General features: G+C 59.2%; 18 protein-coding genes. 8 read left to right on the plus strand and 10 right to left on the minus strand.

Translation table 11 applies throughout. The features are described from left to right. Window positions 1–156: 156 nt before the first annotated feature. Entirely contained in the window at window positions 157–2,655 is a 2,499-nt protein-coding gene (gene ligD / locus ACQ4WZ_RS05275; protein WP_436572736.1) for a DNA ligase D, read from the plus strand. Here the strand turns inward: ligD and ACQ4WZ_RS05280 are convergent. The 3 genes from ACQ4WZ_RS05280 to ACQ4WZ_RS05290 all read right to left on the minus strand — a co-directional run bounded on the left by ACQ4WZ_RS05280 (window position 2,639) and on the right by ACQ4WZ_RS05290 (window position 6,930). Then, on the minus strand, window positions 2,639–4,951 hold the full coding sequence (locus ACQ4WZ_RS05280; protein ID WP_436572737.1) for a PAS domain S-box protein: 2,313 nt from the start codon (window positions 4,949–4,951) through the stop codon (window positions 2,639–2,641). The two genes, ligD and ACQ4WZ_RS05280, sit on opposite strands and share 17 nt — an antisense overlap. 122 nt (window positions 4,952–5,073) lie before the next feature. Then, complete coding sequence (gene ku / locus ACQ4WZ_RS05285; RefSeq protein WP_101481851.1) at window positions 5,074–5,949, minus strand: non-homologous end joining protein Ku; 876 nt, start codon at window positions 5,947–5,949, stop codon at window positions 5,074–5,076. A 3-nt stretch (window positions 5,950–5,952) separates the two neighbouring features. Continuing rightward, window positions 5,953–6,930 carry an SDR family oxidoreductase gene (locus tag ACQ4WZ_RS05290; RefSeq protein ID WP_436572738.1) on the minus strand — a complete coding sequence of 326 codons (978 nt, stop codon included), beginning with the start codon at window positions 6,928–6,930 and terminating at the stop codon, window positions 5,953–5,955. Window positions 6,931–7,057: 127 nt separating this feature from the next. On the opposite strand from ACQ4WZ_RS05290, the gene ACQ4WZ_RS05295 reads away from it, so the two are divergent. The 6 genes from ACQ4WZ_RS05295 to ACQ4WZ_RS05320 all read left to right on the plus strand — a co-directional run bounded on the left by ACQ4WZ_RS05295 (window position 7,058) and on the right by ACQ4WZ_RS05320 (window position 10,538). Continuing rightward, window positions 7,058–7,627, plus strand: a complete 570-nt coding sequence (locus tag ACQ4WZ_RS05295) for a TetR/AcrR family transcriptional regulator (protein ID WP_101481849.1) — start codon at window positions 7,058–7,060, stop codon at window positions 7,625–7,627. A 68-nt stretch (window positions 7,628–7,695) separates the two neighbouring features. After that, a complete protein-coding gene (locus tag ACQ4WZ_RS05300; protein WP_436572739.1) occupies window positions 7,696–9,336 on the plus strand; it encodes a SulP family inorganic anion transporter in 1,641 nt (546 codons plus the stop codon). Then, window positions 9,333–9,722, plus strand: coding sequence for an Imm1 family immunity protein (locus ACQ4WZ_RS05305; protein ID WP_436572740.1), 390 nt, complete (start codon window positions 9,333–9,335; stop codon window positions 9,720–9,722). The genes ACQ4WZ_RS05300 and ACQ4WZ_RS05305 overlap by 4 nt, the downstream gene beginning before the upstream one ends. Before the next feature lies 1 nt (window position 9,723). Continuing rightward, complete coding sequence (locus ACQ4WZ_RS05310) at window positions 9,724–10,005, plus strand: hypothetical protein (protein WP_436572741.1); 282 nt, start codon at window positions 9,724–9,726, stop codon at window positions 10,003–10,005. Further along, window positions 9,995–10,372, plus strand: a complete 378-nt coding sequence (locus ACQ4WZ_RS05315; protein WP_436572742.1) for a DUF2750 domain-containing protein — start codon at window positions 9,995–9,997, stop codon at window positions 10,370–10,372. The genes ACQ4WZ_RS05310 and ACQ4WZ_RS05315 overlap by 11 nt, the downstream gene beginning before the upstream one ends. Next, window positions 10,365–10,538 carry a hypothetical protein gene (locus ACQ4WZ_RS05320; protein ID WP_436572743.1) on the plus strand — a complete coding sequence of 58 codons (174 nt, stop codon included), beginning with the start codon at window positions 10,365–10,367 and terminating at the stop codon, window positions 10,536–10,538. The genes ACQ4WZ_RS05315 and ACQ4WZ_RS05320 overlap by 8 nt, the downstream gene beginning before the upstream one ends. A gap of 4 nt (window positions 10,539–10,542) precedes the next feature. On the opposite strand, the gene ACQ4WZ_RS05325 is transcribed toward ACQ4WZ_RS05320, so the two are convergent. The 7 genes from ACQ4WZ_RS05325 to tssF all read right to left on the minus strand — a co-directional run bounded on the left by ACQ4WZ_RS05325 (window position 10,543) and on the right by tssF (window position 19,833). Beyond that, complete coding sequence (locus ACQ4WZ_RS05325; RefSeq protein WP_436572744.1) at window positions 10,543–11,022, minus strand: GNAT family N-acetyltransferase; 480 nt, start codon at window positions 11,020–11,022, stop codon at window positions 10,543–10,545. Window positions 11,023–11,099: 77 nt separating this feature from the next. Then, window positions 11,100–12,218, minus strand: coding sequence for a T6SS immunity protein Tli4 family protein (locus ACQ4WZ_RS05330; RefSeq protein ID WP_243858016.1), 1,119 nt, complete (start codon window positions 12,216–12,218; stop codon window positions 11,100–11,102). A gap of 2 nt (window positions 12,219–12,220) precedes the next feature. Further along, window positions 12,221–14,149: an esterase/lipase family protein gene (locus ACQ4WZ_RS05335; protein ID WP_436572745.1), complete on the minus strand. Its 1,929-nt coding sequence runs from the start codon at window positions 14,147–14,149 to the stop codon at window positions 12,221–12,223. Then, a complete protein-coding gene (locus ACQ4WZ_RS05340) occupies window positions 14,146–16,743 on the minus strand; it encodes a type VI secretion system Vgr family protein (RefSeq protein WP_436572746.1) in 2,598 nt (865 codons plus the stop codon). The genes ACQ4WZ_RS05335 and ACQ4WZ_RS05340 overlap by 4 nt, the downstream gene beginning before the upstream one ends. A gap of 12 nt (window positions 16,744–16,755) precedes the next feature. After that, a complete protein-coding gene (locus ACQ4WZ_RS05345) occupies window positions 16,756–17,010 on the minus strand; it encodes a PAAR domain-containing protein (protein ID WP_101481840.1) in 255 nt (84 codons plus the stop codon). 28 nt (window positions 17,011–17,038) lie between these two features. Further along, a complete protein-coding gene (tssG, locus tag ACQ4WZ_RS05350) occupies window positions 17,039–18,064 on the minus strand; it encodes a type VI secretion system baseplate subunit TssG (RefSeq protein WP_133990477.1) in 1,026 nt (341 codons plus the stop codon). Then, window positions 18,028–19,833 carry a type VI secretion system baseplate subunit TssF gene (gene tssF, locus ACQ4WZ_RS05355; protein ID WP_436572747.1) on the minus strand — a complete coding sequence of 602 codons (1,806 nt, stop codon included), beginning with the start codon at window positions 19,831–19,833 and terminating at the stop codon, window positions 18,028–18,030. The genes tssG and tssF overlap by 37 nt, the downstream gene beginning before the upstream one ends. A gap of 175 nt (window positions 19,834–20,008) precedes the next feature. Between tssF and tssK the strand changes: the two genes are divergently transcribed. Next, on the plus strand, window positions 20,009–21,355 hold the full coding sequence (gene tssK, locus ACQ4WZ_RS05360; RefSeq protein ID WP_133990481.1) for a type VI secretion system baseplate subunit TssK: 1,347 nt from the start codon (window positions 20,009–20,011) through the stop codon (window positions 21,353–21,355). Window positions 21,356–21,489 lie beyond the last annotated feature (134 nt).

Below are 21,489 nucleotides of genomic sequence, written 5' to 3' on the forward strand. Positions count from 1 at the left end.
GGCAATTGCGTTGACACGCCATTACAAATACTTACACTTGCCGTGTGACTGCCTTGCCGCATGGCCTGCGGCGTAGACGCACTCTGTTAGCTGGCGTACCGCGCCACAGCCTTCGGCAGCCTAGACTCGATGCCATCGTCACCGCATGGGTCCGCCATGAAAGCCGCCTTGAAAACCTATCAAGCCAAGCGCAATTTCGCCGCCACGCCGGAGCCGGCAGGTGGTGGCGAGGATGCGAATGAGGTGCTCACCTTCGTGATCCAGAAGCACTGGGCCAGCCGTTTGCACTATGACTTTCGCCTGGAGCTCGATGGCACGCTGAAAAGCTGGGCCGTACCGAAAGGGCCCAGCTACGACCCGCGCGACAAGCGCATGGCGGTGCAGGTGGAAGACCATCCCCTGGCCTACGCCGGTTTTGAAGGCACGATCCCCGAAAAACAGTATGGCGCGGGCAAGGTCATCATATGGGACCACGGGACATGGCAAGCGCAGTCTGCGACGCCGGACGCGCGCGCGGCTCTGGCGGCCGGCGAGCTGAAATTCACCTTGCATGGCCATAAGATGCAGGGGAACTGGGTGCTGGTGCGCATGAAAGGCAGGGGAGACAAGCGCCGCGAAAAGCAGCCTGCCTGGCTGCTGATCAAGGAAAAAGACGCGTTTGCCCGGCCGGCAGTGGAATTTTCCGTCGTGGACGAATTCCCCGACAGCGTCAAGAACAAGGCCATGCCCAGGCGTAAGAAGAGCGTGGAGCAGGCTGCAGCGCCAGCCGCCAGGCTGCCCGCCACCCTGTCGCCCCAGTTGGCCACCCTGGTTGACGCTCCGCCGCCAGACCCGCAGGAATGGTTGTTCGAGGTGAAATTCGACGGCTACCGCCTGCTCGCGCGTAGCGATGGTGATCATGTTGTTTTAATCACGCGCAATGGCAATGACTGGACGGCCAAATTGCCGACGCTGCGGCAGGCGTTGGAAAAGATGGGTTTGCCGCCAGGCTGGTACGACGGTGAGATCGTCGTCAACGACGCCAGCGGCCATCCGGATTTCGGTGCCTTGCAGCGCGCGTTCGATGCGCAAACGAGCAGCGACATTGTGTATTACCTGTTCGACGTGGCGTATTTCGATGGTCACGATTTGCGGAGCCAGCCCGTCGAGGCGCGCAGGGCACTGCTGCAGGGGTTGCTGGAAAAATTGCCCGTCTCGCCCCTGGTGCGTTTCAGTGTGGCGCTCGATGCTGCGCCGCAGCAACTGCTGGACCAGGCTTGCCGCCTGGGGCTGGAAGGGTTGATCGGCAAGCGGCGTGGTTCGCCCTACGTCACGCGGCGCTCCGGCGACTGGATCAAGCTCAAATGCGGGTTGCGCCAGGAATTCGTCATCGGTGGCTATACGGCGCCGCAGGGCGCGCGTGTAGGGATCGGTTCACTGCTGCTGGGCGTGCATGATGCGCACGGGGATTTGCGCTACGCAGGCAATGTGGGCAGCGGCTTTGACGATGCCGTCTTGCGCGACTTGCGGCGCCGCCTGGAAGCGCTGGCTATCGGGACGAGTCCGTTTGCTGGCAAGGCGGGCGGCGTGCGCCAGCCCATCTGGGTCAAGCCGCAGCTGGTGGCCGAAGTGAGTTTTGCGCAATGGACCAGTGGCGGGGCCGTGCGCCATGGCGTGTTTCACGGCTTGCGCGAGGATAAAAAGCCGGCCGCTATCGTGCGCGAGCGGGCGCAGCGGATCGACAGGGAGAAGACCATGCAGAAGCAATCCACGCCCGACAGCGTCTTGCCGGCCAGTTTCAAGGTCAGCCATGCGGACAGGGTGATCGACACGGACAGCGGCGCCAGGAAGATCGACCTGGTGCGCTACTACGCGCTGGTGGGCAAGCTGATGCTCGTGCATCTGCGGGGCCGGCCCGTGTCGCTGGTGCGCGCGCCGGCCGGCGTGGGCGGCGAACTGTTTTTCCAGAAGCACGCGGATACCGCGACAATGCCGGGTATCAGACAGCTCGATCCCGGCCTGGACCCGCAGCATGCCCCCATGCTGGAAGTGGCCAGCGTACAGGGCTTGTTGTCGGCGGCGCAGTGGAATGTGGTGGAATTTCACACGCAAAACGCGCTCGCCAGCGCCTACGACATGCCGAACCGCCTGGTGTTCGACCTGGACCCGGGCAAGGGCGTGGCTTGGCCAGCCATCCGCGAAGCGGCGGTGCTGCTGCGCGCCTTCCTGACGGAGCTGGGGCTGCCCGCCTGGTTGAAAACCAGCGGCGGCAAGGGCTTGCATGTGGTCGTGCCGATCCGCCCGAAATACGACTGGGACACGGTAAAGGCGTTTTCGCAAGCCATCGTGGCGCACCTGGCGCAGCATATACCGGCGCGTTTTGTCGTCAAGAGCGGTCCCGCCAACCGCGTCGGCAAGACTTTCATCGATTATTTGCGCAATGGCCGGGGCGCCACCACCGTATGCGCGTGGTCGGCCCGCACGCGTTCGGGGCTGGGTATTTCCGTGCCGCTGGCCTGGGATGAGCTCGACAAGCTGAAGGCAGGCGATCAATGGACGGTGAGCAACGTCCACAGCCGCCTCGACGTGGGCAATGCGCCCTGGGCTGGCTATGCGCGCAGCGCCAGGGGCATCGATGCGGCCATGAAAAAGCTGGGTTTCAGTCCGCCGGCTTGAATGGCAGGGCTGCGCGCGTCAGTTGCAGGGCTTCGTCGATGGCAGCGTTGAGCTGGGGAATCTCGACGGGTTTGGTCAGGTAGCGGAAAAAGCCCGCGGCCAGGCCGTGCCGGATGTCGCCTTTCATGGCATTGGCCGTCAGCGCGATGACGGGGACGTGCGCCGTGCGCGGATCGTTGCGCAGGATGCGCTGCGCCTGGTTGCCATTCATGCCGGGCAGGTTGATATCCATCAAGATCACATCAGGGCGGCGCTCCAGCGCCAGCGCGATGCCTTGGCGCGCGTCGGTGGCCGAGATCATGCGCAGATGGGGCAGGAAGCTGACAATGTCTTCCACCAGCCGCAGGCTGGCCGGATTGTCTTCCACGTACAGCAGCAGGGCCTGGCCGCCGGCATCGGTCGCGGCGTCGCCAGCAGGCTCGGCCAGCCCCTCCGTGGCCAGTGACATCCTTTCGGGCGGCGCGGCCATGGTGTCGAGTTCTATCCAGAACACGCTGCCCACGCCGACGCAGCTGTGCACGCCCATGGTGCCGCCCATCAGTTCGACCAGGCGCTTGGTGACGACCAGGCCGATGCCCGTACCTTCCTCGCTGCCCGCTTCCTGCCCCAGGCGGTTAAACGGCTGGAACAGTTCTTCCATCTGCGCCTCGTCCAGGCCCTTGCCCGTGTCGCGGATGGCGATGCGCACGCGCTGCACATCGGGCTGCGAAATTTCCAGCACTACCTTGCCGGAGGGACGGTTGTATTTGATGGCGTTCGACAGCAGGTTCAGAAGCACCTGCTTGAGGCGCGTATGGTCGGCCCTGACGGTCAGCTGCTCGCAGTCCGAAAAGGCCATCTCGAGCTGGCGCTGCTGCGCCTGTTCTTCCATCATCACGCGCACTTCCTCGATCAGCGCGGGCAGCGCCACCGGCTCGATCGACAGGCTCAGGCTGCCTGACTCGATCTTCGCCAGGTCGAGGATTTCATTGATCAGGGTAAGGAGGTGGCGGCCCGAGGTGACGATGTTTTGCACGAAGGCGCGCTTTTGCAGCACGGTCGCGGGCAGCGATTCGTTGGCCAGCAGCTGGGCAAAGCCGAGGATGGCATTCAGCGGTGTGCGCAATTCGTGCGACATGCTGGTGAGAAAGCGGTCCTTCGCCTGGCTGGCCCGTTCCAGTTCGATTTTCTGCTCATTGAGCGTGTGTTCGATGCGCTTGCGCTCGGTGATGTCGCGGATGGCTGACGAAACCAGCACGCCTTCGTCCGTTTCCAGCGGCGACAGGCTGATTTCGACGGGAAATTCGGTGCCGTCGCGGCGCAAGCCATACAGTTCCAGGCCTGCGCCCATGGAGCGGGCGCGCGGCGCCGTGGAAAAGGCTTGCCGGTGTTGCGGATGATCATGCGCGTAGCGGGCCGGGATAAGCACTTCCACATTGCGTCCCAGCAGATCCGCGCGGGAATAGCCGAACAGGCGTTCCGTTTGCGAGTTGACGAGCACAATCTCGCCATTGCCGTTGACGATGACGATGGCGTCCGGCGCCGATTCGAGCAAGCCGCGGAACTTCTGCTCGGCCCGGCGCCGGTCGCTGACATCGCGGATGGCGCTGATGACGAAGGTGCCGATCTCCGTCTGGATGGGAGAGAGGCTGATTTCGACGGGGAACTCGACATTGTCCTTGCGCAAGCCCAGCAATTCCAGGTCGGCGCCCATGGTGCGCGTACGGGGCTGGTCAAAGTAGCGCACGCGGTGTCCCACATGCGCGTGGCGCAGGCGTTGCGGCAACAGGGTATCGATTTGCCGGCCGCTCAATTCGCCCTCCGCATAGCCGAACAGGCGCTGCGCCTGCTCGTTGGCCAGCACGATGGCGCCCGTGGCATTGACCATGATGACGCTGTCCGGCGTCGATTCGAACAGCACCCGGTAGTGCACATCGACAAACTGGGCGTCGCGCGCCGCCTTCAGCAAGGTCGTGTCCTTCATGGTGGAAATCAGGTAGCAGGGGGAGTCGGGCGTGGCGCGTGCGGCCTGGCAGGCCACATCGACGTAGATGAGTTCGCCATCCTTGCGTCGCCGCAGCGATTCGCGGTCATAGCAGCCATGCAGCGCCAGTTGCTCGTTGATGAGCGGGGCCGCTTCCGCCTGACCCGGCAGCGAGACCAGTTCCCACAGTGTGCGGCCCAGTGCTTCGTCGATGGCATAGCCAAAAATGCGCTGCGCCCCGGCGGTCCACCGCACGATGACATGCTCTTCGTTGGTGATGACAACGCCGCCAGGGGCGCCGTTGAGGATAAGCTGATCTAACTCGGCATCCATTGTTCTTCCGCAGGCATGACAGGGCTTGCCGGGCGGCAGGCTGTGTGCATACGCTAGCGAGAAGCTTGATCAAAGTCAATGCATTTATATTATTAAAGAGTCTCCCGGGGGCCATACGTGCTTCAGGCCGCCTTGTGTCTGGCTGGCGGCGGTTTTCGGGAGGTGGAGGAGGCCGTGCGCTTGCGCACTGGCGCGGCGGGCATTTTCTTGCCCAGGCTTTGCTGCAAGAGGGCGACCAGGTCGATCACATTGCCGCTGCGTTCTTCGGCCGCTTCGGGCGCAGGCGGCGTGATGGTCCTGGTCTGTTTCGCCTTGATCTTTTTCTTCACCAGCGCCAGCACGTCTGCGCGATAGCTGTCGTGGTATTGCGCCGCTTGCCACGTGTCGCTCATGCCTTCCACCAGCGACATGGCCATCTTGAGTTCTTTCTCGGATATGCCCGCTGCCTTCAGGGTACTGCCGGGCAAGTCCAGGTCATCCGTAGGGCGCAGTTCATCGGCGTAGCGCAGGGTGTTGAGCACGATGGCGTCGCCGACGCACACAAGCGCGCACAGGTGCTGCTTGGTGCGCATGACCACGCTGGCGATACCCACCTTATTGGCCTTGCGCAAGGTTTCACGCAGCAGCGCATAGACTTTTTCGCCGCCCTTGGCGGGCAGCAGGTAATACGGGTGCTCGTAAAAGGTCAGCGGCACCTCGACCGCATCGACAAAGGTGTCGATGGCGATGGTTTGCGTGGCCTTCACATTCGCCTGCCTTAAATCTTCATCGGACAGCACCACGTATTCATCCTTCTTGTACTCATAGCCCTTGATGATGTCGTCCCACTCGACTTCCTTGCCCGTGCGCTTGTTGTAGCGCTTGTAGCCGATGGGCGCGAAGTCGCGCCGGTCCAGCATGGATAAATCCAGTTCGTGCTCGAGGCTGGCTGAAATCAGCTCGACCGGGATGTGCACGAGGCCGAAGCTGATGGCGCCTTTCCACAGTGCGCGCGCCATCGCTTATTCTCCCGCGCTGCCGGTGACGGGCAGGACGATGCCCGTGATGTAGCTGGAACAGGCGGGCGAAGCCAGGAAGACGTAGGCGGGTGATAATTCCTCCGGCTGGGCCGGCCGGCGCATGTCCGTGTCCGCGCCGAATTTCTGGATGTCCTCCGGCGTCTTGTCGGCTGGGTTAAGCGGCGTCCAGACGGGGCCCGGTGCGATAGCGTTGACGCGGATGCCCTTGTCGAGCAAGTTGCCGGCCAGCGCCATGGTGAAGGCATGGATGGCGCCCTTGGTGGTGGAATAGTCGAGCAAGTGCTTCGACCCTCGCAAACCCGTCACGGACCCCGTGTTGATGATGGCAGCCCCGCGCTGCAAATGGGGCAGCACGGCCTTGGCCATGTGAAAGTACCCGTACACATTGGTTTTCATGGTGAGGTCGAAGCGTTCCTCGCTCAAGTCCAGCAGCGATTCGGCATGTTCCTGGAAGGCCGCGTTGTTGACCAGCACGTCGATGTGTGTGAACCGTTCCATCACCTGGCTGACGGCTTGCTGGCAAAAGCCCTGTTCGCGCACATCGCCGGGGATCAGGAGGCAGCTTTGGCCTTCCGCTTCCACATAGCGGCGCGTCTCGTTGGCGTCCGCGTGCTCGTTCAGGTAAATGATGGCGACATCGGCCCCTTCGCGCGCGTACAGCACGGCCACGGCGCGGCCGATGCCCGAATCGCCGCCCGTGATGATGGCCACCATGCCGGCCAGCTTGCCGCTGCCGCAGTAGTCGGGTGCCAGGAAGCGGGGTTTCAACTGCATCTGCGCTTCGATGCCGGGCTTGGCCAGGTGCTGGGCGGGCAGGGGAGGGACTGGCTGGCTACGGCTGCCTGTCTGCACGGGGGACTTGCTTTTTTGCTCGGCGGGTTTGGCTGCATCGCGGCCATCCTGCTCCTGCTGTATGCGGCGCTGCAAGTTACCGGCGGACTGGTCCTTGTTCTCGTTCATGCTGGCCTCCGTGGAAACGAAGATTCAGTATCGTCGCGGCGCCAGCATCCGACGGTGCGCTTGCTAACAGAGTGGCGCAAACGGGTGTAAAATTATATGATGATTGACATCATAGTGGGAGGCCAGCATGAAAGTGAGCAGGGAACAGGCGGCGTTGAACCGCGAGCGCATCGTGGACGTGGCGGCCAGATTGTTCCGCGAAAAGGGTTACGACGGCATCGGCGTGGCTGACCTGATGAAGAACGCTGGCCTCACGCATGGCGGCTTCTACGGTCATTTCGCGTCCAAGGAAGACTTGATGATCGAGGCGTGCCAGCATGCCTTGAATAAATCGCTGGAAGGCTGGCGGGGGAAGGTTGCCAGCGACCCGCAGCGGGCGCTGCCGGCCATTATCGAGAACTATCTGACCACCAGGCACCGCGACCAGCCGGGCAGCGGTTGCCCGGCGGCGGCCATGGGCGTCGATGCGGCACGCATGTCGCCTGGCGCGCGTCCTGCGTTTACGCAAGCCACGCAGCAGCAGTTCGCGCTGCTGCAGGATTTGCTGCCCGATAGTGCGCCGGAAGAGCGGCGCCAGCAGGCGATCGCCACGTTTGCCGCCATGGTGGGCGCCATGGTGCTGGCCCGTTCCGTCGATGACGAGGCCCTGTCGGCGGAAATCCTCGATGCCGTGAAGGCGCAATTGCTAGCAGACTAAGCACGCTCCCCCTGTCAGCCGGCCTCGTCGCATGATAGGCTTCGGTTTTCAGATTTTGGGATTTCATCATGCTGCTCTGGCTCAGGCAATACCGGCGTCCTCTGTTGGCCGGGGACATCACTGCCGGTATCGTTGTCGCCATGATGATGGTGCCGCAAGGCATGGCCTATGCGCTGGTGGCCGGTTTGCCGCCCGTGGTGGGCATCTATGCCAGCATCCTGCCGCCCGTGCTGTACGCCTTGTTCGGCAGCAGCATGACGCAATCGGTAGGCCCCATGGCCATCGTCTCGCTGATGACGGCCGCCGCCCTGGGGCCGCTGGCCGACCCCGGCTCCTCCTTATATATCGTCCTGGCCGCCCAGCTGGCTTTCATCAGCGGCCTGGTCCTGCTGCTGTGCGGCGTGCTGCGCCTGGGCTTCATGGCCAGCTTTTTGTCGCGCCCCGTGATTAGCGGGTTCAGCAATGGCGCCGCCATCCTGATCATCTGGGGCCAGATCACGCCCTTGCTGGGCGCCAGCATTCCCCACTGGCATGCGCCCAGCCTCGTGCTGGGGCTGTCCGGCCTGTTGTTCCTTTGGCTGGCCAAGCGCTACGCGTCGCGCCTGATGCAGCGTTGCGGCTTGAACAAGGTGGCGGCCGACGTGGGCGCGCGCCTGGCGCCGATGGCGCTGGTGCTGGCCGGCATCGCGCTCGTCGCCTATGGCGGCCTGGAAGCGATGGGCGTGCAGACGACGGGCCACGTGCCCAGCGGCTTGCCGGGCCTGAACCTGGCCACCTCCAGCGCTCATTGGCGCACCTTGCTGTCGCCGGCGCTGCTGATCGCCTTCATCATCTTTTTGATGAGCATGTCCGCCGCCCAGACGCTGGCGCAAAAGCGCGGTGAAAAACTGCACACGAACCGAGAACTGCTGGGTCTGGGCGCCGCCAACGTGGCCAGCGCGCTGTCGGGCGGCTTCCCCGTCACCGGTTCCATCTCGCGCTCGGCCGTCAATTTCCAGGCGGGCGCGAATACGCCGCTGGCCAGCATCATCACTGCGGGCTTGCTGGCGCTGGCGCTGGTGGCGCCCACGGGCTGGCTGGCCCTGTTGCCGCTGCCGGTCTTGGCGGCCACCATCATCTTTGCCGTGGCCAGCCTGCTGGACTGGGACACCTTGAAATTGTCATGGCGCTACGACCGCAGCGATGCGCTGGCTCTGCTGGCAACGACGGCCGGCGTGCTGGTGCTGGGCGTGGAGGCGGGCGTGGTGATCGGCGTGCTGCTGTCGATGGGCACCCTGATCTGGCGCGCGAGCCGTCCGCACATCGCCGTGCTGGGGCGTATTCCGAATAGCGAGCACTTCCGCAACGTGGAGCGCTACGAGGCCCAGACCCTGCCGGACGTGTTGCTGCTGCGTATCGATGCCGGCCTGTTCTTCGGCAATGTGGAAGCCGTCACGGAGCGCGTCGAGGACGAATTGCGTGGCCATCCGACGGCGCGCCACCTGGTGCTGGTCTTGTCGGCCGTCAACCAGATCGACAGCACGGCCTTGCTGGGCTTGATCGAGCTCAACGGCGCGCTGATCAAGCGCGGCATCAGCCTGAACCTGGCCGAGGTGAAAGGGCCCGTGATGGACCGCCTGCGCCAGAGCAGCCTGCTGCAAGACCTGAGCGGCAAGCTGTACCTGAGCACGGCGCTGGCGACAAACGATCTGAGCGGGAGCAAAACATGATGATGGAATTGAATTTGCATGGCGAGCCGCGTGTGCTCGACAGCGTGCAGGCGCTGGAACAGGCACTGCAGGAAGCGCGTGCGCTGGCGCAATGCGAATTGTGGCTGACCAGGGCCACGGAGGCGGAACAGGGCCCGGCCCTGTGCATGCTGCGCAATGGCGGCAATGCCTGGCTGATGTATCTGTCGGGGCAGGACGACTTGAGTTTTCATACACTGGGTGACGAGGCGGCAGAGGGCACCTGCAGCTATCTGCTGTCCAACGGCCAGGTGGACGAGTATCCCGAGGCATGGTGCGTGGAGGTGGAACACTGCCAGCGTGCCTTTGTCGCGTTTTTCAGGACAGGCGGCGCGCGGCCGGCCGCCATCGCATGGGAGGCAGATTGAGATGGCGCACACCACGCAAACCATCATCGCCGATATCGACCGGGACTTGTTCGCCGCGCTGGACGCCAGGGCAGGTTTGCTCACGCTGCGCGCCATCTTGCTGCGCTATAAGGCCAGCGGCGTGACGGCCGCGCAAGTGGCCGCCTTGCTGCACGAACTGCGTCCCGCCACGCAGGAAGGCCCGCTGGAAGACGTGATACTGGACACCCTCGACATGGTGACGGGCTGGTGCGGGCCGGAGTTACGATTATGGGACGGGGTAGGGGAAAACCGTGCATCCTGAAAAATTCAAGCAGGTGGCGGGGCTGCCGTCCGCCGAACGCCATGCCTACTTTGTGCGCAAAGTGGCCGATACGCAAGAAGTGTGGGGCTTGTACCACGACGGCTGGGCCACGGCGCAAGTCGACGGCAAGGTCGCCATCCCGTTCTGGCCGGAAGCGCCATTCGCGCAAGCGTGCGCCAGCGGCGACTGGGAGTATTTCCAGCCGCGCGCCATCGCGCTCGACGATTTTCTGACCAAGTGGCTGCCTGGCATGGCGGGCAATGAGCAACGGGCTTCCGTGTTTCCCGTGCCGCAGGGCAGCGCCAGCATCGCGGCTCCTGCCGATCTGCATGCCGACCTGCGAGAGGAAGCCAGACACTATGAATAATCACGAAGAACGCCTCGACGCCTGGTACGACGGCTCGGCCATCTGCCTGATCGCCGTCGGCGCGCAGGGCGACCCGCTGGACCTGGGCGACGACGAAGTGCGCGCCCTGATCGCGAAACTGCAGCACTGCCTGGCCGAGTCCGAAGCTGCTGCGACAGGCGATTGACGGCTCAGGCGGCCGCTAGCGCCTTTTCCATCGCCACGCTGGCCAGGCTGATGCCGCTGGGATGCGCATACGCTTCCTCGCGCAAGGCAACAAAGCCGGTGGCAGCGTAAAACGGCACGGCATTGAGCGACGCGGACAGGTGCAGGCGGACTATGCCGCGCTGGCGCGCCAGCAGTTCCAGCGCCGCCAGCAGCCGCTTGCCGATGCCCAGGCCCGCGCACGCGGGGTCGACAAACACGGCATCGACTTCCTGCTTATTTGCGTCCAGCATGGCGTAGCCGGTGATGGCATCATCCTGCATCGCCACGATGCCGCCGCCCGCAGCGAGCATGGCGGCATACGCAGGCGGCACGGGCGAAGCCGTCCATACAGCAATTTGCTCCGGCGCATAATGCGTGGCACAGCTGACACGCACGGCCACCGTGCGCAAGGCCCACAGGGCAACTATATCGTCGGGCAGGGCAGGGCGCAGGGTGATGGGCATGGAAGCTCCGGGCAAAAGGCCATGCTAGCGTAATCGCCAGGATCACGCCAGCAAGAGTGCCTGCCATGTTTGTCCAGTCAACGCTGCGCTGGCTTGTCCGGATCGAAATAGTACGAACCCGGCGGCGCACCCGGCACTTTCACCCGGAACTTCAGGCCGGACAGCAGCTTGTCCCACAAGGCTATCGCCTCCTCGTCGGTCAGCGACGCTGCTTCGGCGGCACCGACCATGTTGTGGGCGACTTTGGTGTACATCTTGACTTCCAGCACAGACGGATTTGCGATGTCTTTCGGTTTGCCCACCAATGCCCATTCAAAATCATGTACGCCATCGGTACGTCGTATCAGCGACTCTTCGCCTTTCCAGTGTTGAACTGTGCGCTTGCCTTCGCGCAGCAGAGTGCGCTTGGGGTAGTTGTTGCCTTGAATTTTTTTTGCGTCTTGTATGCGATGGAGTAGCGATAGTTCTCCGCGCAATCTTGACTCAAATTCTGCCGGTGGGTAGTCACCGTATGCATCTTTATTTGAGCTGATGGAGAAAGTAACATCTGGCAAGCTGGGTAAATAAATACCTACGTCGTCTATTTCTTGATATTTATACTGATTTTCGCTCATGAATCCGTGTTCTACGCAAATGCCTGGCATGGTTGGCACCTCTTCAGTAGCGCGCAAGCGGAGACTTTTTGCTTGAATGAGCTGTCTTTCTGCAGTTGCTCTTTCGGTGTCGCCATTACCTACAGCATCGCCTATGGCAAATATGAAATCCCCTTTGTTGATTAACGTCCGGTAAATTATAAAATTGGCTTCTTTGGCTGAGCTGCTATTGTAGTATCGAAGTTGCCAGCTGTTTTCTATTGGACCATTGTCATTGTAAATAATTTCAGGTGAGATGTTCAAGGATTGAATCTTTTTTAAATCAATTTCTGCCTGGCGTTTTAAATTATCCGGGCCTCCTTTAAATAAATCCACTGCCGAATTTCCGACTATTAATTCTGCTTCGTTCGGTAGATTTAACAGGTATCTGCCAAAGCATATATTTTTTGTCCTCTGGAATAATGTTTCTATTTTTCTTCTTTGAATGCTGTTTTCGTTCATTTCTTTTGCCTCATGTATTTTTTGCGGCTCAATCTCATTTGCCTTTGTTTGGATCGATAGAATAGAAATGATGAATATAAGGACTTTTTTATAATTTGGCATACTCATTCCCATTTGGCTGTTTTTGCAATTTGCACAATTGAATAAAGCATAGATGCTAGAACATGTGGATGAGTATAGCTATTTTGATGTTCATATCCAGTTCCAGCTTTCTCTCCATGGACAAATTTTTTTCCAGGTATGTGTTTTGCTGAACGATCCGATGGGACGGTTTCATCGCCAGCGGAATTTGCTGGTTGTAATTTTAGCTTCAAAACACGTGTTCCCGCCTGTATAGTAAGGTTGCCTTTTGCATCATCAGTCAGTAGCCTCCATTTATTTGGTGGGGGCGTTGTATTTTCCTGGTTGGCTGATTTTTTTATTTCAAAACCTTCAATGACTTTGAACGTTATTTCTCCATAGCTTAGGAACTCTTTTGATGCGCAATAGCTTGCATATGTATTTGGATGAAAAATTTTCTCTATTTCCTTTAATAAGGCAGAGGCATCTTTCAATCGTTGCATGACATTGTCGATGCCTCCTCCTTTGTTAAGTGGAATATTTGCCGGGTTCACCCACGAAGGATTTATTAGCCTCCACCAAGCATTTGCAGGTTGCAGGTAAATGCCCTCCAGCGCACTCTCCTTATCTCGTGGCCAACTCCAAAGCAACTTATCACTTGCGTCAACAACTTTGAGCCACTCTTGACCATATGCCATGCCGGGCATCATCTCTAGAGGAGCTGGCGTATTTGCGAGAATTGCTGTGGCATGTTCGCCGTCAATGGCAAGAACTTGGGCTGCGAGAGTATTTAATGGGCCACTCTTTTCCTGAAAACCGAAACGCATGCGTTTATATGCACTGGCGGCGCCTAAGGTAGGCATCACGTTATGATATATTCCAAGTATTTTTATATCCTTGTCATTAAGCATATTTCCATATCTAGGGTGCATCAAGGATCTGGCGAGCAAACCTCCCATACTATGCGTGACGAGAATGACCTCGCCGCATTTGAAGCCGCATTTCTGATATCCTTTTACTATGCCGCGTATGCGTTCGGCAATAACAGTGGAAGAAATGGCATTGCTCTGTAGGAAGTTGTATCCCAACGCATGAACCGGATACCAACATGGAGCAATCTTTAGCATGTCAGAATTGTTAATTGGTACTCCGGAAGAACCGCCAAATTCTTTTGGATATTTTATCAGAAGCTTGGCAATAGGTGGGTAGGCTTGTTGGCCAAATGAATATCTACCAGTTTGTTGATCGGAAGGATCAATTTTCCAATGAGGTAAAACTTGTCCTTTTCTTGTTATATTATTCATGAAAAATTCTGTCTTTTGAAGCATTTCTCCATAGGCTCCGGCGAAAAGAACTTCACTCCATCCGCGCCACCGTGCAATATGTGCTGGCGTTTCACGTACCTCGCGGGGAATAAATCTTCCCATTACTCCAGGTTTCTGAATAGAATCTACTTGTGCATTCTTTTTAGTGCTAACAGAAATCAATGGTGGAACTCCAAGGAAATCGTCAGGAACATTATTGTGGCGTACGTCGGATCCTTTGGTGATATCACCACCTGGAAAGAAGCGTTCATTTTCAATTGAATATTGATAGTACTCAACTTCAGTTTCATTCGGATCAAAAGCCAATTGTCGATCTCTGGGGGACGCACTCCTGAACCAACCACCTAGACCGCTACCGGTTGCAACCGCCAAATTTCCAGATTTGTCTACCATGTCATCAGGCCTCCATGATCTGTTATCTGGTCGCTTCAGATCATCTTGACGTTTTTTTGTCATTCTTAAGTTACTACCCATAACACCCGGTAGAAATATGATTGGTATTATTTTCCTGGGCGGAATAGTTACGTCATGACGAATCGTATCTATTATTTCAGTCATATTGACGGTGTATTCAGCCCATCCGCCAACACTCTGCCGAAACTCGCCTTGGTGATTGCCGTGTTCATTCAGATCCGTATCGTCATTCATGGAAGTTCTCCTTTGTAGCGTATTGTGTAGCTATCCATGCCGTCCCCTTTCTGTACTGGGGTAAGTCCACCACTGCTACTCTTTTCACTGATTCTGTGGCCATCTTCGCGTATTAACTCAAAAGCTATATCGGGAGCGGGTGTGCCATCGACTTGCAGCAGTCGAACGGCCTGATCAAAACGCGCTACTGGCCGTTCATTAAATTCCTGCGACACGCTCTTCGGCGCCAAGGTTTCCAGGTTGCCGTTGAAGAGCACGGGGGATGAGGTGAAGAACTGCACCTTGTCGCTGATTTCCAGCATGTGCTTGGCGCCGTGCAGGCGTATGCCTTTCTTGCCCTTGATGTTGACCCAGTCTGCTTCGCTGATCAGCGACAGCACTTTTTGGGCGAGGATTTCGACCTCGTCGCTGTGCGCCTGGATGGATACCTTGCCGCTGGCGGCGATCAGTTTCATACCGGCCTTGTGCACGAACAGGCTGAAGGTTTTGGCGATGCTGGCAAACATGCTGTCGCCGCTGGCGAGTGAAATATGCTTGCTGCTGGTGAGCGCCACATGCTCGCTGGCGGCCAGGTGGATGGACTGGGCCGTGCTCAGTTCGATGCCGGCCGGGCTGGCCAGCAGCAGATGTGGTTCGGACAGCTCAGGGAAATCGTCGCCGGCACCTTTGATGGCGGCGTTTTGCCGCTGGATGGATACGGCGACGGCGCCCTGTTGTGCGGCGCTGTCTTGCGCACCCGCGTCAACGGCCATGCCGGCCAGTCCCTCTTGCAGTTGGCGTGCCTGCGCCAGGCGGGCTTGTGTTTCGTCGAGCTGTTTGACTGATTCCGTTCCTGTTGATGTTTCGGTGGTGATCAGCATGCCTTTGGCTGCGCGCAGTGCACCCCAGGCGTTGCTGGCCAATTCAAAGCCAACGCCGCGCGCTTCCTTGCGACCAGCATTGTCGTCGATGCGGGTGATATTGCCCAATGAAAGCCGGCTATCCTGGTGCGCACTGCGCAGCTGTGCCTGGATCGCGCCCTTGGTGTCGTCGAGCACGAGATGGTTGGCGCTGCGGGCGCCCAGTTCGCGGCTGCGCAAGCCGGACAGGGCGCGTTGCTGTGGCAATTGCCAAGGAGGCGGATTGGCGCTGTTGTAGACCACGCCGATGACGATGGGATGGTCGATATTGCCGTCCTGGAATTGCACGACGACTTCCTGACCCACGCGCGGCAAGGCGATTTGCCCCATTTGCGGGCCCGCCATCGGCATCATGACGCGTATCCATGGCGAGCTGCGCTCATCGAATGTACCCAGGCGGTCCCAGTGAAATTGCAGGCGGATGCGTCCCAGGGCATCGGTATGGATTTCTTCTCCGGCCGGCCCGACCACCAGCGCCGTCTGCACGCCGGCAACGATGCATGGCGTGCTGTTGTAGCCACGGCCCGGCCGCCAGCGGATGTCCCGGCGCACGCACATCATATTGTTGACATAGTGGGAGGGGGCGTTCGGGCCAACCTGATAATTATTGCTGGCGCTATGCAGCACTGACAGGATCAGGTATTCGCGTTCGGCAATACTGTCAGGGCGCTCCTGGCCAGGCTGGTAGCGTTTTTCCTCGGCGCTGAAATGTCCATCGAGCCGGAAACAAAGGCCAGACTGTGCGCCACGGTGATTGCCGGCCGCCTCGAAATACTGGCGCAGATGGTCGCTTTCCTCCATGCGGCGTTGTGCCAGCGATTCCCCATCATCGACATTCTTATAGCCATAGGCGCCCGTGTTTTCGTACAGTTCGTGGGCAAATACATCACCCTGGCAGTTCAGGGAGTAGCCGCTGGCAAGCCGTGGCTGCGGATTTTTATAGTCGAAACTGGCCAAGGTCAGCTGCCCGGAGCCGATCCGGCGCACGGCTTGCCACTGTCGTAGACCATCGTCTTCCATGGAACCCGATTCGCAGTGGAAGCGCATCGCGCCGTCGCCCGATAGCGTGGCGATCATGTCCGCCAGGGTGCTGTTGTCTGCGAGCCAAAGCGTATGGCCGTCGGCGCGGTGCTCGTACCAGTAATGCCAGCCCAGCGCTTCCCAGCGCCGGTGCAGGTGGTTGTAGTCGGTTTCATTGTGCTGATTGGCGCAGGTGAGCTGTGGATCGTCGCCCTGAATGCTGGTTTTCCAGTCGCGCTGCCCGTAGTGCGCAAATGTTGTTTCGGTCAGCTGCATCACGCTTTGGCCATGAAAGGACACATTGTCCTGACGCAGCCGGGCGAAGGCCAGCCAGGGTTTCAGCACCATGCGGTACCAGGCAAAGCCGCCATCGGCGCGCAGCAGGCAAAACTCGCCCACATAGCCGTTAAAGTGGCGCAGCGTGCCATCGTCGCGCACCATGGAAATGGTTACCATGCGGCCCATCATGGCCTTGAGCGCGATGTGCGCGTCATCGGACAGCAATTCGGCCTCGAAACGGAAGTCGCGCGATACCTCTTCCCTAGCGGTCAGCGAATTGACCAGCAGGATGGTGCCGCCCGGTCCATCTTCATGGGGGAAGTCGATCTTCAGCAGGCGCCGCTCTTGCGCGGCGAGGTCGAAGGCCGACAGTGCCGCCTGGATGCTTGCATGCATGGCCTGCCTCCGTTATAGGGATGTGATCAGGTGGGCGCCACAGGCGGTGGCATCGCCGTCATAGGCGTACGCCTTGCCCATGTGTTTTGCGCCAGCGCCATCCGGCGTGATCGGAAAGCTGCCTTTGCACTTTGGGCAGAAGGTCGTGTCATCTGCCAGCGCCGCCGTCTTCCCCATCACGGTGCTGCCAGACGATGCGCTGGTGACCTTCCCGCCGTGATCAGTTGCGTCTCCTAGCCGGATGACGCCGCGTCCCGCATGTTTCATGTTTGCCTCGCTTTCCAGGGATGACTGCTCAAGTCAGTTGCAGCAAGTAACGCACTTCCGCGCCGCCTGCCTTGCCTTGTGCGGTCTGCAAGAACGTCGTCCAGCCAAGGCGCCGCCTTTCTGAAGGTTGGGAGCTCAGGAGAAGGGGCGTAATGCATGGCGGACTCAATATCAGCCGAACTTCATACTGCAAGTCTGGTACGCCGAACAGCGCGAGCATCTTTGCCAGTGCCGCCGCACCTGCGCTGCGCGGCAGGAAACGTTGCAGGCCGGCGGGATCCAGCGGGCCGATATGCAGGCATACGCGCATGTCCTGGCGCCAAAGCCGCAGGCCAACGGTTGCGCCGCGCGCCAGGGTAAAGTTGGCACTGCTCAGCAGGCTGCGCCGATTTTTTCCCAGATAGTCCCAGCCACCGACAAATTGTTGCAGGACGACTGGCACACCGCAGTACTCGGCCAGTACGGGGCCAATCGCTTGCGCGGAGACGGGGCGGCAGCGCAGCTGACCCGCGTACCAGGCCGCGACGTCCTGTGTCACGGCTTCAGGTTCGGCGCTCGACGGCAGCGCAGTGCGCCGCACGCCGGCCAGTGCCAGCAACAAGGGCAATTGGGCATCGTTTGCCTGGGTCTGGAGCGTGGATTCCAATCGATACTTTTCCCACGCCTGGTAATACAGCACGACCATGCGGTGCGAAAAGATATCGAGGAAGGCCGAGACGCCAGCGTCTTTGCTCGACATGCGGTAGGCGGCAATGCGTTCTGAGTGGTGCAAGGGCAAGGTGCCGCCGACGCCCAGAAAACGCATGAACGTCGGTATCAATATCAGTTGTTCATTGTCGTCGAGCGAGAGGTGCTCAATTTCACTGGCGGGGAAATTCAAGGACATGCTGTTCTTGAAGCGCAACACCTGGCTGAAGGCTTGCGCCTGTGACACATGCTGACTACGTAGCCAGCACAGCAGAATACGTACCGCCTGCACGAACTGGTAACGGTACGGCTCGGCTAGCAAGTGTCGGACTACACCAGATTCTGCAGTCCGCTTCTTGGTTTGCATCGGATCAGCTCCTCTCCGCTTTGCAGTGAGAGCACCACCAGTTCGATGAAACTGTTGATTTGCACATACAGCCCAAGGAAGTGATCGATCACCTGCACAAACAGGTGCATGCCGCTGCCGACGAACGCTTCCTCGTCAAGCGTGATGCGCACTTCCACGCCATGCGCCAAAGAGGTGCCGCGCTTGTGTCGCAGCCACGTCGTGGTCGGCGAGTGCGCCAACGCGACGATGCCGCTGATCTGGCGTTGCGAGGTGGCCGATTGGGATAAGTCGTACAGCGTCAGCATTTCACGCAGCGCCGGCATGCCTTCCTGGACCAGTGCATGATGATTCAGCGCCAGATGCGAAATCAGGCGCCAGTGGAGGCCCGCGCCCGGTGAAAAACGCCGTGGCTGGCTGGGACGTCGCAGCATGTGCAGCGCAGGTCCGCCGTCACACGGCTGCAAGTCTCCTTGCGGCTGGCCGTATTTGAGTGCAAGGGGAAGATCTCGGTTACTGCATGTCAGCGACAGCGACAGGCTTGCCTTTTCATGGATCAGGGGATTGAAGTCGCTATCGACCAATGTGATTTTCTTTTCATGGCCAGGACTTCTGATGGCCAAAGCCATGTCGTGCCGCATGATCCAGTAATGGCCTTGTTGCGCCGCACCCTCTCCATGGCGCAGGCTGTACAGCGGGCGAAATTCGGTCAGCGTGCTTTCGCCTCCCCGTTGGCGCAACAAACGCACAGCATCGACAGTGATGACTTCGTAACCATGGGCATGGGTAGCATGTGCCAGCACGGAATAGTCGGTTTTCTGCCGGGTGACGGCAATCGGCACGCTTTCCTGGCGGAAGAGATTGACAGCGGGACTGCAGCCCAGTTTCAAGTTTGCACTGGAAATACTGGACAACATGCGTGCCGAAGCGGAATCGGGCCGCAAGCCGGCCATGCACAGATGCAGGCCAAAGCGCTGGCAACCAGGTGGCAGGGCCGCACCCAGCGCCGCGATATCAATGTCAAAGAAATTGAATTTTTCCGGGTATGCAAAATACTCGCTCAAGATGCGGTAGGCCGGCTGCGAGCGGGCACCGAAAGGTATCAAGGCATCCGTGTCGGCGAAGCCGACGGGCGTCAAAGGTACGGCGGGCAATGCCATCCATTGTGCCGCGTCGATTGACACAAAAGCGCAGACTGTATGCATGAACAAGGCATCGCGCAATGCGGCGGAAAAAGAAGCTTCACCATCAATGAACACGCGCAGGGATGCGGGCGCCGCATCGAGATGCCGGATGCCGATGTTCAGCGAGGAGCTGGCCGATGCTGGCAGGCGTACGCCAGGCGGTGCCTTGATCTTCGCATCGAAACCTGCGCTTTCCAGTATCGATGCTCCTGTCGTCATGTCGTAGGCCGTCTTGAAGCGGCAGCGCACGCCGCGCACAGGCGTTGCGTCCATTTCACTGCCGGCCGGCAGGTGCAATACGCCCGCTCCGGCTGCCGGGGCGGACTGGTGCACGATGGTGCACGATGGGAAGGGGCGCAGAAAATGTGGGAACAGGGCTTCGAACAAGGCTTCGGTAAATTGCGGAAAGTCGTCATCAAGCCGTTTTGAAATGCGTGCCGCCAGCATGGCCACCGATTCGATCAAGTGTTCGACGTGCGGATCTTCGCAAGACTCGCCGGACATGTGCAATTTGCCTGCGATTCTCGGATAACGTTCGGCAAACTCACGGCAATGCCGCCGCAGCATCACCAGCTCGCGTTCGAAATACGGCAGCAAGTCCTCCATCTCACTTTCCCTGTGTCTTTGCGGTGGAATGGCCAGTATCCGAGCGTTTGCTCAAGGGGAAATTGCGTTTGCGCAAATAATTGAACAGGGTTGCTGCGCAACATCAAGGACGTCCAAGCTGGCAACATCAGAATGGCAAGGCAGCAAGATTCCAACGGTCAACATGGAGAACGCAATGACATTGCCATCCAAATTACTGTGGTCCGAGGGCCTGGCCATCGGTCCCCAGCAATTCCAGCAACTGGACCGCTACCATGAAGCGCGCCTGCAGCGTCTGGCCTCATTAATTAATCCACATTTATGGGGCGTGCATGGCGTCAGCTGGAATGCGGATGCACTGGCCAACAATAGCCTGCGGGCGGACACCATGTCGCTCGTCTTTCAGGATGGAGAACTGTTCGAAGCGCCGCTTGGCGATGTACTGCCCAGTGCTGTAGACCTGTCCAAGCTACCTTCCAGTGAACATAGTTTTACTTTTTATGCCGCGCTGCCCGGGATGCAGGCACATGGCGGCAATTTGAGCTCTGCGGGCGCGCGCTATGTCCAGGCGGATATCGAGACCCCGGATTTGTACAGCGAGGCAGTCAGCATAGACGTGGCCTACCTGAAAAAACGCGTGCACCTGCTGTCGCAACTGGACCCACTGAATGATTACCTTGCCATCCCGGTGATCCGCTTGTACCGCGCGGGTAACGGCGGCTTTGAAATCGATACTTCCTTCATTCCGCCTTGCCTGACCATCAGCGCCGAGTCTTCGCTGCAGAAAATGCTCGATTCGCTGATCGATCGTATGGGCGCGAAAATTGAAGCGCTGTACAGCCGTCACCGTCAGCCCGGTAAAAATACGGTTGAATTTCATGGCGGGGACGTCTCCTCGTTCTGGATGCTCAATACGTTGAGCACGGCGGGCGCCACGCTCAGTCATTGCGCCAGTTACCGGCGCCACCATCCCGTGTATTTGTTTGAAAAATTGATGGCATTGGCTGGCGGCTTGATGACATTTTCCAAAAAATACACATTGAGCGACTTGCCGGCTTATCGTCACGATGACGCTGCTCCCGGTTTCGGCAAGCTCGATGGCATCATTCGCGACCTGATCGATACTGTGCTCCTGTCGCGTTACTTCCCGATTGCATTGAACAATGACATGCAACAAAACACCCACTATCACGGCTTGCTCGATGCCACGCGGATTGACCGTCAGACCGAATTCTGTCTTGCGGTAAACGCCGATATGCCTGCGCTGGAACTGGTCGCCACGGTGCCGTTGCAATTCAAAATTTCGTCTCCGGACAATATCGAACTATTACTGAGCCGGGCACTTCCGGGTGCTGAGTTGCGCCATATGGCACAGGTTCCTGCTGAAGTGCCGGTGCGCCCGAATACGTATTACTTTTCGATCGATAACAAGGGCAGTATTTATGACAGCATGATCAAGGCCCAGGCGATTGCGATTTATGTGCCGTCTGGTATAAAAGGGCTGAAGCTGGAATTGTTCGGTATCAGCGGCACCGCCGCGTAACGATGGTTGGCGTTGGGATTGGGTGCATCGTGAAAAGATTGTCCTAAGCAATAGACTTGCCCCTGCAGTTGACGTTATCATGTTTTTGTAAGTGTCGGTGGCTGACCAGCCAGCGCATGGTTGAAACATGGTGA

The sequence above is a fragment of the Janthinobacterium darwini genome, assembly GCF_051380905.1.
In the GTDB taxonomy this organism is placed as follows: Bacteria; Pseudomonadota; Gammaproteobacteria; order Burkholderiales; family Burkholderiaceae_D; genus Janthinobacterium.

Bases quoted from the DNA above. Each gene is read 5' to 3' on its own strand.
- ligD (WP_436572736.1), top strand. From the start codon at position 157: ATGAAAGCCGCCTTGAAAACCTATCAAGCCAAGCGCAATTTCGCCGCC.
- ACQ4WZ_RS05280 (WP_436572737.1), bottom strand. From the start codon at position 4,951: ATGGATGCCGAGTTAGATCAGCTTATCCTCAACGGCGCCCCTGGCGGC.
- ku (WP_101481851.1), bottom strand. From the start codon at position 5,949: ATGGCGCGCGCACTGTGGAAAGGCGCCATCAGCTTCGGCCTCGTGCAC.
- ACQ4WZ_RS05290 (WP_436572738.1), bottom strand. From the start codon at position 6,930: ATGAACGAGAACAAGGACCAGTCCGCCGGTAACTTGCAGCGCCGCATA.
- ACQ4WZ_RS05295 (WP_101481849.1), top strand. From the start codon at position 7,058: ATGAAAGTGAGCAGGGAACAGGCGGCGTTGAACCGCGAGCGCATCGTG.
- ACQ4WZ_RS05300 (WP_436572739.1), top strand. From the start codon at position 7,696: ATGCTGCTCTGGCTCAGGCAATACCGGCGTCCTCTGTTGGCCGGGGAC.
- ACQ4WZ_RS05305 (WP_436572740.1), top strand. From the start codon at position 9,333: ATGATGATGGAATTGAATTTGCATGGCGAGCCGCGTGTGCTCGACAGC.
- ACQ4WZ_RS05310 (WP_436572741.1), top strand. From the start codon at position 9,724: ATGGCGCACACCACGCAAACCATCATCGCCGATATCGACCGGGACTTG.
- ACQ4WZ_RS05320 (WP_436572743.1), top strand. From the start codon at position 10,365: ATGAATAATCACGAAGAACGCCTCGACGCCTGGTACGACGGCTCGGCC.
- ACQ4WZ_RS05325 (WP_436572744.1), bottom strand. From the start codon at position 11,022: ATGCCCATCACCCTGCGCCCTGCCCTGCCCGACGATATAGTTGCCCTG.
- ACQ4WZ_RS05330 (WP_243858016.1), bottom strand. From the start codon at position 12,218: ATGCCAAATTATAAAAAAGTCCTTATATTCATCATTTCTATTCTATCG.
- ACQ4WZ_RS05335 (WP_436572745.1), bottom strand. From the start codon at position 14,149: ATGAATGACGATACGGATCTGAATGAACACGGCAATCACCAAGGCGAG.
- ACQ4WZ_RS05340 (WP_436572746.1), bottom strand. From the start codon at position 16,743: ATGCATGCAAGCATCCAGGCGGCACTGTCGGCCTTCGACCTCGCCGCG.
- ACQ4WZ_RS05345 (WP_101481840.1), bottom strand. From the start codon at position 17,010: ATGAAACATGCGGGACGCGGCGTCATCCGGCTAGGAGACGCAACTGAT.
- tssG (WP_133990477.1), bottom strand. From the start codon at position 18,064: ATGCAAACCAAGAAGCGGACTGCAGAATCTGGTGTAGTCCGACACTTG.
- tssF (WP_436572747.1), bottom strand. From the start codon at position 19,833: ATGGAGGACTTGCTGCCGTATTTCGAACGCGAGCTGGTGATGCTGCGG.
- tssK (WP_133990481.1), top strand. From the start codon at position 20,009: ATGACATTGCCATCCAAATTACTGTGGTCCGAGGGCCTGGCCATCGGT.